This window comes from uncultured Corynebacterium sp. (genome assembly GCF_902489365.1).
Lineage (GTDB): Bacteria > Actinomycetota > Actinomycetes > Mycobacteriales > Mycobacteriaceae > Corynebacterium.
Map to the genome: position 1 here is coordinate 1 of NZ_CABTZR010000103.1, position 6,438 is coordinate 6,438.

Genomic DNA, 6,438 nt, shown 5'->3' on the forward strand with positions numbered 1-6,438 from the left:
CTATCACAGACCTAGGACTATCCGGTGTTGATTTCATCGATCGGGCTGTTGGAACCGATTCAAAATCAAGATCACCGCATTATCCCAGGCTGCCCCGGAAATCCGTACCGGTTTATCCACACGAAATGTCCCTTAAGCCGGCGTGGGTTAAGGGCTACTACGCAATTCGCGTCAACTCGCAGTGGCGCATCATATTCAAGTGGACACCCGAGGGAGCTGTTGACGTTGACTTTATCGACTACCACTGACGCGCATTCTCATGTTGATGTTGTTCCCGTTCCGCCCCCTGGAGAGGTACTTCTCCTAGAATTCCTCAAACCCTGCGGGATTACCCAGTATCGTCTGGCCAACGACATTGGCACTACCCGTTCCCAAGTTTCCAAAATTACCCGCGGTGCGCTCGGTATCAGTGCCGATATGGCTTTGCGTTTATCGGCCTATTTTGGGAACTCCGCCGAGTTCTGGCTCGGGCTCCAAGAGGAATACGATCTGTGGAAAGCTCGCCAGACCACTGATGTCAGCGCTATCGTTCCGTGGAATCACAAAGAAAAAGCTGATTCTCGTTCATAAAAGCAGAGGAATCGCGCTCATGAGCGGCTAGGGGAATTCTCTTTCTCCTTCGCGTCTGCTTGTGCAAGGGCGCGATCGGCTCGGCGCACAAAGACGAGGGCGGGCCCGATAGCGAGGAGCCCGGCGAGCGCATTGGCCCACAAACCGGTGGTCAAGGTCCAGCGATGAGACAATGCGGCTAGAGGGGTCGACCACACGCTAGAGAGTGAGACGACGGTGCTCATTTGGATATTGGTGACTCGGCCAAATGTTTCTTCTGCCATAAGCCTGTGGAGTGCGGCATAGGTTACCGCTCCGGCGGCTGGGGCTGTAAGAACAGACAGTCCTAGCGGGATGATCATCAACAGGCTGGGGCTGAGCAGGGCGCCACAGGCGATTGACGCAGCAACCCAGACACACGTGCCTACCTGCAGGGTGCCGAACGAGAACTTCTTCTGCAACCAACCCGTCGACAAAGCACCCACAATCCCGATGAGGCCGATGGACGTGCGGGCTAGTCCCGTTACCCATCCAGGGTTGTTCCCCTCCTCCAGTATGAGGACGGCCATGAACAGTGAGCCGTTAATTGCGCAGTTCGACAGTGTTTGCATGGCAATGAGCCCGCGCAGCAGGGGTGAGCGAGCCACGATGGCTAAGCCTTCCTTCGTTGTGCGTAGGAGCTTGTTCTCTGCCCTCTTTGCGGGGTCTAGGCGAGCCCTGATGAACAGGAAGAAAACAATGGTGAGGAAATTCGCCAAGCCTACAAACACAAAGGGCAGTGCCAGATTAACTTCTAGAAGTGCGCCGCCCACAGTGGGGCCGATGAGTCCCGCAAATTGCAGGCGCGCTTGGATGAGCCCTTGTTTGGCGGCGAGTTGTTCTTCCTCAACGAGCTGGGGCAGGCAAGGGTCGGAGCAAGCTTGACCTATTCGGTAAAAGAGCATCATGCTCCCGAGAAGCACACCGAAGACGATGGGGGAGAAACTTCCGGATAGGATGAGGCCCGCTAACGCGAGGTTGAGCACCCCGGCCAGCGCGTTGGTCACAATGATGAGTGGTTTGCGGCGCCACATATCCGCAAGAGAGCCGCCGATGATTCCGCCCGTCAGTGCAGCTATTCCGGTGATGGTCCCATACAGGCCGGCAAGGGTAAGACTATCGCTCAAGCGTAGAGTGACCACCGGAATAGCAAGCCCGGCTCCCACCCCAGCTATCTGAGCCACGAGGTCTGACCATAGGTAGAGGCGGAAGTCTCTGTTCTTGCTTTGGGGGTCATTCTTCATTGGTTCCTGCAATCTGCCGATCCGATCTCAAGTGTGATGTGGGGCACTTATCCTTAGACTATTAAACGCTCCGGTAGCCCCCCGTCAATGCCACGTGAATCTGAAACGCCCCCTCCAGGGAAATGTGTTTTGAGCAAACGAATCGGTAGGATAAGCCACCATGCTGCCCAAGTCCCGCATCTTCTCCGTCCTTCTGCTCGGCCTCGGCGTTGCGCTGATCGCAGCTGGCCTGGCGGCGTCGAGCTTCTTGAGCTTTAGCCCGCGCCTGCCGCTGGATATCAAGGACACCACGTGGACGATGCAGGATGAAACCGCCACCGCGCAGGAGCTGTCCGCAGAGGGTGTCTCGCAGTACGAGGGGCCGATGACCTATCAGCTCAACCTGGACATCCAGGATCCGGCGGACAAGGAGACCGCCACGCTGCGAGTCGGCGAATCCGCCATCCGTGGCGGCACGGGCAACGTCGAGGACTTGAGCTTTGCGCGTGTGTGGAATTATCCCGTCGACCGCCTCAGCGGTGAGGCCACGGGCCCGGCGGCGCTCTCCCACACCATGGGCTCGCCCACGGCGGAGGTCCCAGTTGAGGGCTACTGGCTGAAGCTGCCCGCCGAAGCCGAGCAGACCACCTACCCGGTCTTTGACCCGGTGCTGCGCAAGGCTGCCGATGCCGTCTTCGAGGAATCCCTCGACATCGACGGCCGTACGGTCTACCGCTACCACCAGGAGATTGAGCCCACCAACGTGGCTACCCTTTATGCCGGGAACACGACCACAACGCTGAGCAATGAGGATGGTTCCACCGAGCAGGGCTACCTCTTCCATGCTGCAACGAGAGACCTCTTTGTGGATCAAGCCACCGGACTCGTCGTGGGTATGGACGTCGATGTCAAGGACTACTGGGCCGACCGCGAGGGCAACGAGCGCGAGGTACAGTTTGCCTTCAACGGTGCGACCGATGAGGAATCCCGCACGGAGTTGCTCCAGCAAGCAGAGCGCTTCCCGCGGAGTGCTGTGGGGCTGTGGGTACGCTGGGGCGGCGTAGGCATAGGCGCGCTCTTGGTGCTGATGGGGGCGCTGGGTGCTTTCCGTCGCCCCGCGAGCCGTCACTCCCGCTAGACGCTCGCGCTAGAGGCCTGCGCGTGCGGATCTCCGCAGCGACACGCCAAGAGTGTGTTTCGCCTTTACAAGGCTGCCTTTATGCTATAGGCTATTTCGTTGCGCTGGAATCTGGATCTTTAGTGCACATTTAGCCTTTCGAGCGGTGATGGCAAAACCGACTTGACAAGGTGATTTTGTGCATTCTAAACCCAGTCGTTCCACAGCAGACCGAATGCTAAATCTACCAGCGGTTTTGCACCTCACCGGCCAGGGTGGGGAGGCAATCCGCCAGAGGTACTGGAAGGACCCATCTTGGCAGTCTCCCGCCAGACCAAGTCAGTGGCCAACATCCCTGGAGCCCCGAAGCGATACTCCTTCGCTAAAATCAGCGAGCCCATCGCCGTCCCGGGCCTCCTCGATCTACAACTCGATTCTTACGCGTGGCTCATCGGCACCCCCGAGTGGCGCGAGCGCGAGCAGGCAGAGCGCGGCGAAGACGCACGCGTGACGAGCGGCCTTGAGGATATCCTCGAGGAGCTTTCTCCGATCCAGGACTACTCGGGCAACATGTCCCTGTCCCTGTCGGAGCCTCGCTTCGAGCCGGTGAAGAACACCGTGGACGAGTGCAAAGAGAAGGACATCAACTACTCGGCGCCACTGTACGTCACCGCAGAATTTATTAATAACGACACCCAGGAGATCAAGTCCCAGACCGTCTTCATCGGCGATTTCCCGATGATGACTGAGAAGGGCACCTTCATCGTCAACGGCACCGAGCGCGTTATCGTTTCGCAGCTCGTGCGTTCCCCGGGTGTGTACTTCGACCAGACCATCGACAAGTCCACCGAGCGCCCGCTGCACTCCGTGAAGGTCATTCCTTCCCGCGGTGCGTGGCTCGAGTTTGACGTCGACAAGCGCGACACCGTCGGCGTGCGCATCGACCGCAAGCGCCGCCAGCCGGTCACCGTGCTGCTCAAGGCCCTGGGTTGGACCGAGGAGCAGATCAAGGAGCGCTTCGGCTTCTCCGAGCTCATGATGTCCACCCTTGAGTCCGATGGCGTGGCCAACACCGATGAGGCTCTCCTGGAGATCTACCGCAAGCAGCGCCCGGGCGAGCAGCCCACGCGTGACCTCGCGCAGGCACTGCTGGATAACTCCTTCTTCCGTGCGAAGCGCTACGACCTGGCCAAGGTGGGCCGCTACAAGGTCAACCGCAAGCTCGGCCTGGGCGGAGACCACGATGGTCTAATGACCCTGACCGAGGAAGACATCGCCGTCACCCTCGAGTACCTCGTGCGCCTGCACGCCGGTGAGCGTGAGATGAAGGCCCCGAACGGTGAGATGATCGCCATCCACACGGACGACATCGACCACTTTGGTAACCGTCGTCTGCGTACCGTCGGCGAACTCATCCAGAACCAGGTCCGCGTGGGCCTGTCCCGCATGGAGCGCGTTGTTCGTGAGCGCATGACCACCCAGGATGCAGAGTCGATTACCCCGACCTCCCTGATCAATGTCCGCCCGGTTTCTGCTGCCATCCGCGAGTTCTTCGGTACCTCACAGCTCTCGCAGTTCATGGACCAGAACAACTCCCTGTCTGGCTTGACCCACAAGCGCCGCCTGTCCGCGCTGGGCCCGGGCGGTCTGTCCCGTGAGCGCGCCGGCATTGAGGTGCGAGACGTTCACGCATCGCACTACGGCCGCATGTGCCCGATTGAGACGCCGGAAGGCCCGAACATTGGCCTGATCGGTTCGCTGGCGTCCTACGCCCGCGTCAACGCCTTCGGTTTCATCGAGACCCCGTACCGCAAGGTTGTGGACGGCAAGGTCACCGACCAGGTGGAGTACCTCACCGCCGATGAAGAGGATCGCTTCGCCATTGCGCAGGCTGAGGTTGAGAAGGATGCTGACGGCACCCTGACCGGCGACCGCATCGAGGTTCGCCTCAAGGACGGCGATATCGGCGTGACCGACGCCGCCGGCGTGGACTACGTCGACGTGTCCCCGCGCCAGATGGTCTCCGTGGCTACCGCCATGATTCCGTTCCTCGAGCACGACGATGCTAACCGTGCCCTCATGGGCGCGAACATGCAGCGCCAGGCCGTGCCGCTGGTTCGTTCCGAGGCCCCGTACGTCGGCACCGGTATGGAGCAACGCGCCGCCTACGATGCTGGTGACCTCATCATCACTCCGAAGGCAGGCGTGGTGGAGAACGTCACCGCGGACCTCATCACCATCATGGATGACGAGGGTCAGCGTGATACCTACATGCTGCGTAAGTTCGAGCGCACCAACCAGAACACCAACTACAACCAGACTCCGCTGGTCTCCCTGGGTGACCGTGTGGAGGCAGGCCAGGTACTTGCCGACGGCCCCGGTACCCACAACGGTGAGATGTCCCTCGGCCGCAACCTGCTGGTTGCCTTCATGCCGTGGGAAGGCCACAACTACGAGGACGCCATCATCCTCAACCAGCGCATCGTGGAGGAGGACATCCTCACCTCGATCCACATCGAGGAGCACGAGATCGATGCTCGCGATACCAAGCTGGGTCCGGAGGAGATCACCCGCGAGATCCCGAACGTCTCTGATGACGTCCTGCGTGACCTCGACGAGCGCGGCATCGTCCGCATCGGCGCCGACGTCCGCGCCGGCGACATCCTTGTCGGTAAGGTCACCCCGAAGGGTGAGACCGAGCTGACCCCGGAGGAGCGCCTGCTGCGCGCCATCTTCGGCGAGAAGGCCCGCGAGGTCCGCGATACCTCCATGAAGGTGCCGCACGGTGAGACCGGTAAGGTCATCGGCGTTTCCCGCTTCTCCCGCGAGGATGACGACGATCTGGCCCCGGGCGTCAACGAGATGATCCGCGTCTACGTGGCTCAGAAGCGCAAGATTCAGGACGGCGATAAGCTCGCTGGCCGCCACGGCAACAAGGGCGTTGTGGGCAAGATTCTCCCGCCGGAGGATATGCCGTTCATGGAGGATGGCACCCCGGTGGACATCATCCTCAACACCCACGGTGTGCCGCGTCGTATGAACATCGGCCAGGTTCTCGAGGTGCACCTCGGCTGGCTGGCACACGCCGGTTGGAAGATCGATACCGAGGATCCGGCCAACGCTGAGCTGCTCAAGACCCTTCCGGAAGAGCTGTACGACGTCCCGCCAGAGTCGCTCACCGCAACCCCGGTCTTCGACGGTGCCACCAACGAGGAGATTTCTCGCCTGCTGGCTTCCTCCAAGCCGAACCGCGATGGTGACGTCATGGTGGATGAGCACGGCAAGGCCCGTCTCTTCGATGGTCGCTCCGGTGAGCCCTACCTGTACCCGGTATCCGTCGGCTACATGTACATGCTCAAGCTGCACCACCTCGTCGACGAGAAGATTCACGCTCGCTCCACCGGCCCGTACTCCATGATTACCCAGCAGCCGCTGGGTGGGAAGGCACAGTTCGCTGGCCAGCGCTTCGGCGAGATGGAGGGGAGGGTAATGCAGGAGTATGGCGAGAGC

At 60.6% G+C, this 6,438-nt stretch carries 5 protein-coding genes; 4 read left to right on the plus strand and 1 reads right to left on the minus strand.

Annotation, left to right across the window (positions count from 1 at the left end):
- Positions 1-2 precede the first annotated feature (2 nt).
- Together RDN59_RS10905 and RDN59_RS10910 are read left to right on the plus strand one after the other, a co-directional pair.
- Positions 3-248, plus strand: a complete 246-nt coding sequence (locus RDN59_RS10905; protein WP_308607861.1) for a type II toxin-antitoxin system RelE/ParE family toxin — start codon at positions 3-5, stop codon at positions 246-248.
- Positions 226-570 (plus strand): HigA family addiction module antitoxin, encoded by a 345-nt coding sequence (locus RDN59_RS10910; RefSeq protein ID WP_308607862.1) that lies wholly within the window; start codon positions 226-228, stop codon positions 568-570. The genes RDN59_RS10905 and RDN59_RS10910 overlap by 23 nt, the downstream gene beginning before the upstream one ends.
- Positions 571-587: 17 nt before the next feature.
- Here RDN59_RS10910 and RDN59_RS10915 read toward each other — a convergent pair whose 3' ends face one another.
- The gene (locus tag RDN59_RS10915) at positions 588-1,832 is read right to left on the minus strand and encodes an MFS transporter (RefSeq protein ID WP_308607863.1); all 1,245 of its coding nucleotides are present in this window, start codon (positions 1,830-1,832) and stop codon (positions 588-590) included.
- 160 nt (positions 1,833-1,992) lie between these two features.
- Here RDN59_RS10915 and RDN59_RS10920 point away from each other — a divergent pair, with 160 nt between their 5' ends.
- Together RDN59_RS10920 and RDN59_RS10925 are read left to right on the plus strand one after the other, a co-directional pair.
- A complete protein-coding gene (locus RDN59_RS10920; RefSeq protein WP_308607864.1) occupies positions 1,993-2,949 on the plus strand; it encodes a DUF3068 domain-containing protein in 957 nt (318 codons plus the stop codon).
- A gap of 294 nt (positions 2,950-3,243) precedes the next feature.
- The coding region (locus RDN59_RS10925) for a DNA-directed RNA polymerase subunit beta (protein WP_308607865.1) at positions 3,244-6,438 on the plus strand (3,195 nt) is incomplete at its 3' end.

What these genes read in the sequence shown, in the direction of transcription:
- RDN59_RS10920 (WP_308607864.1), top strand. Translation starts at nt 1,993, where the DNA reads ATGCTGCCCAAGTCCCGCATCTTCTCCGTCCTTCTGCTCGGCCTCGGC.
- RDN59_RS10915 (WP_308607863.1), bottom strand. Translation starts at nt 1,832, where the DNA reads ATGAAGAATGACCCCCAAAGCAAGAACAGAGACTTCCGCCTCTACCTA.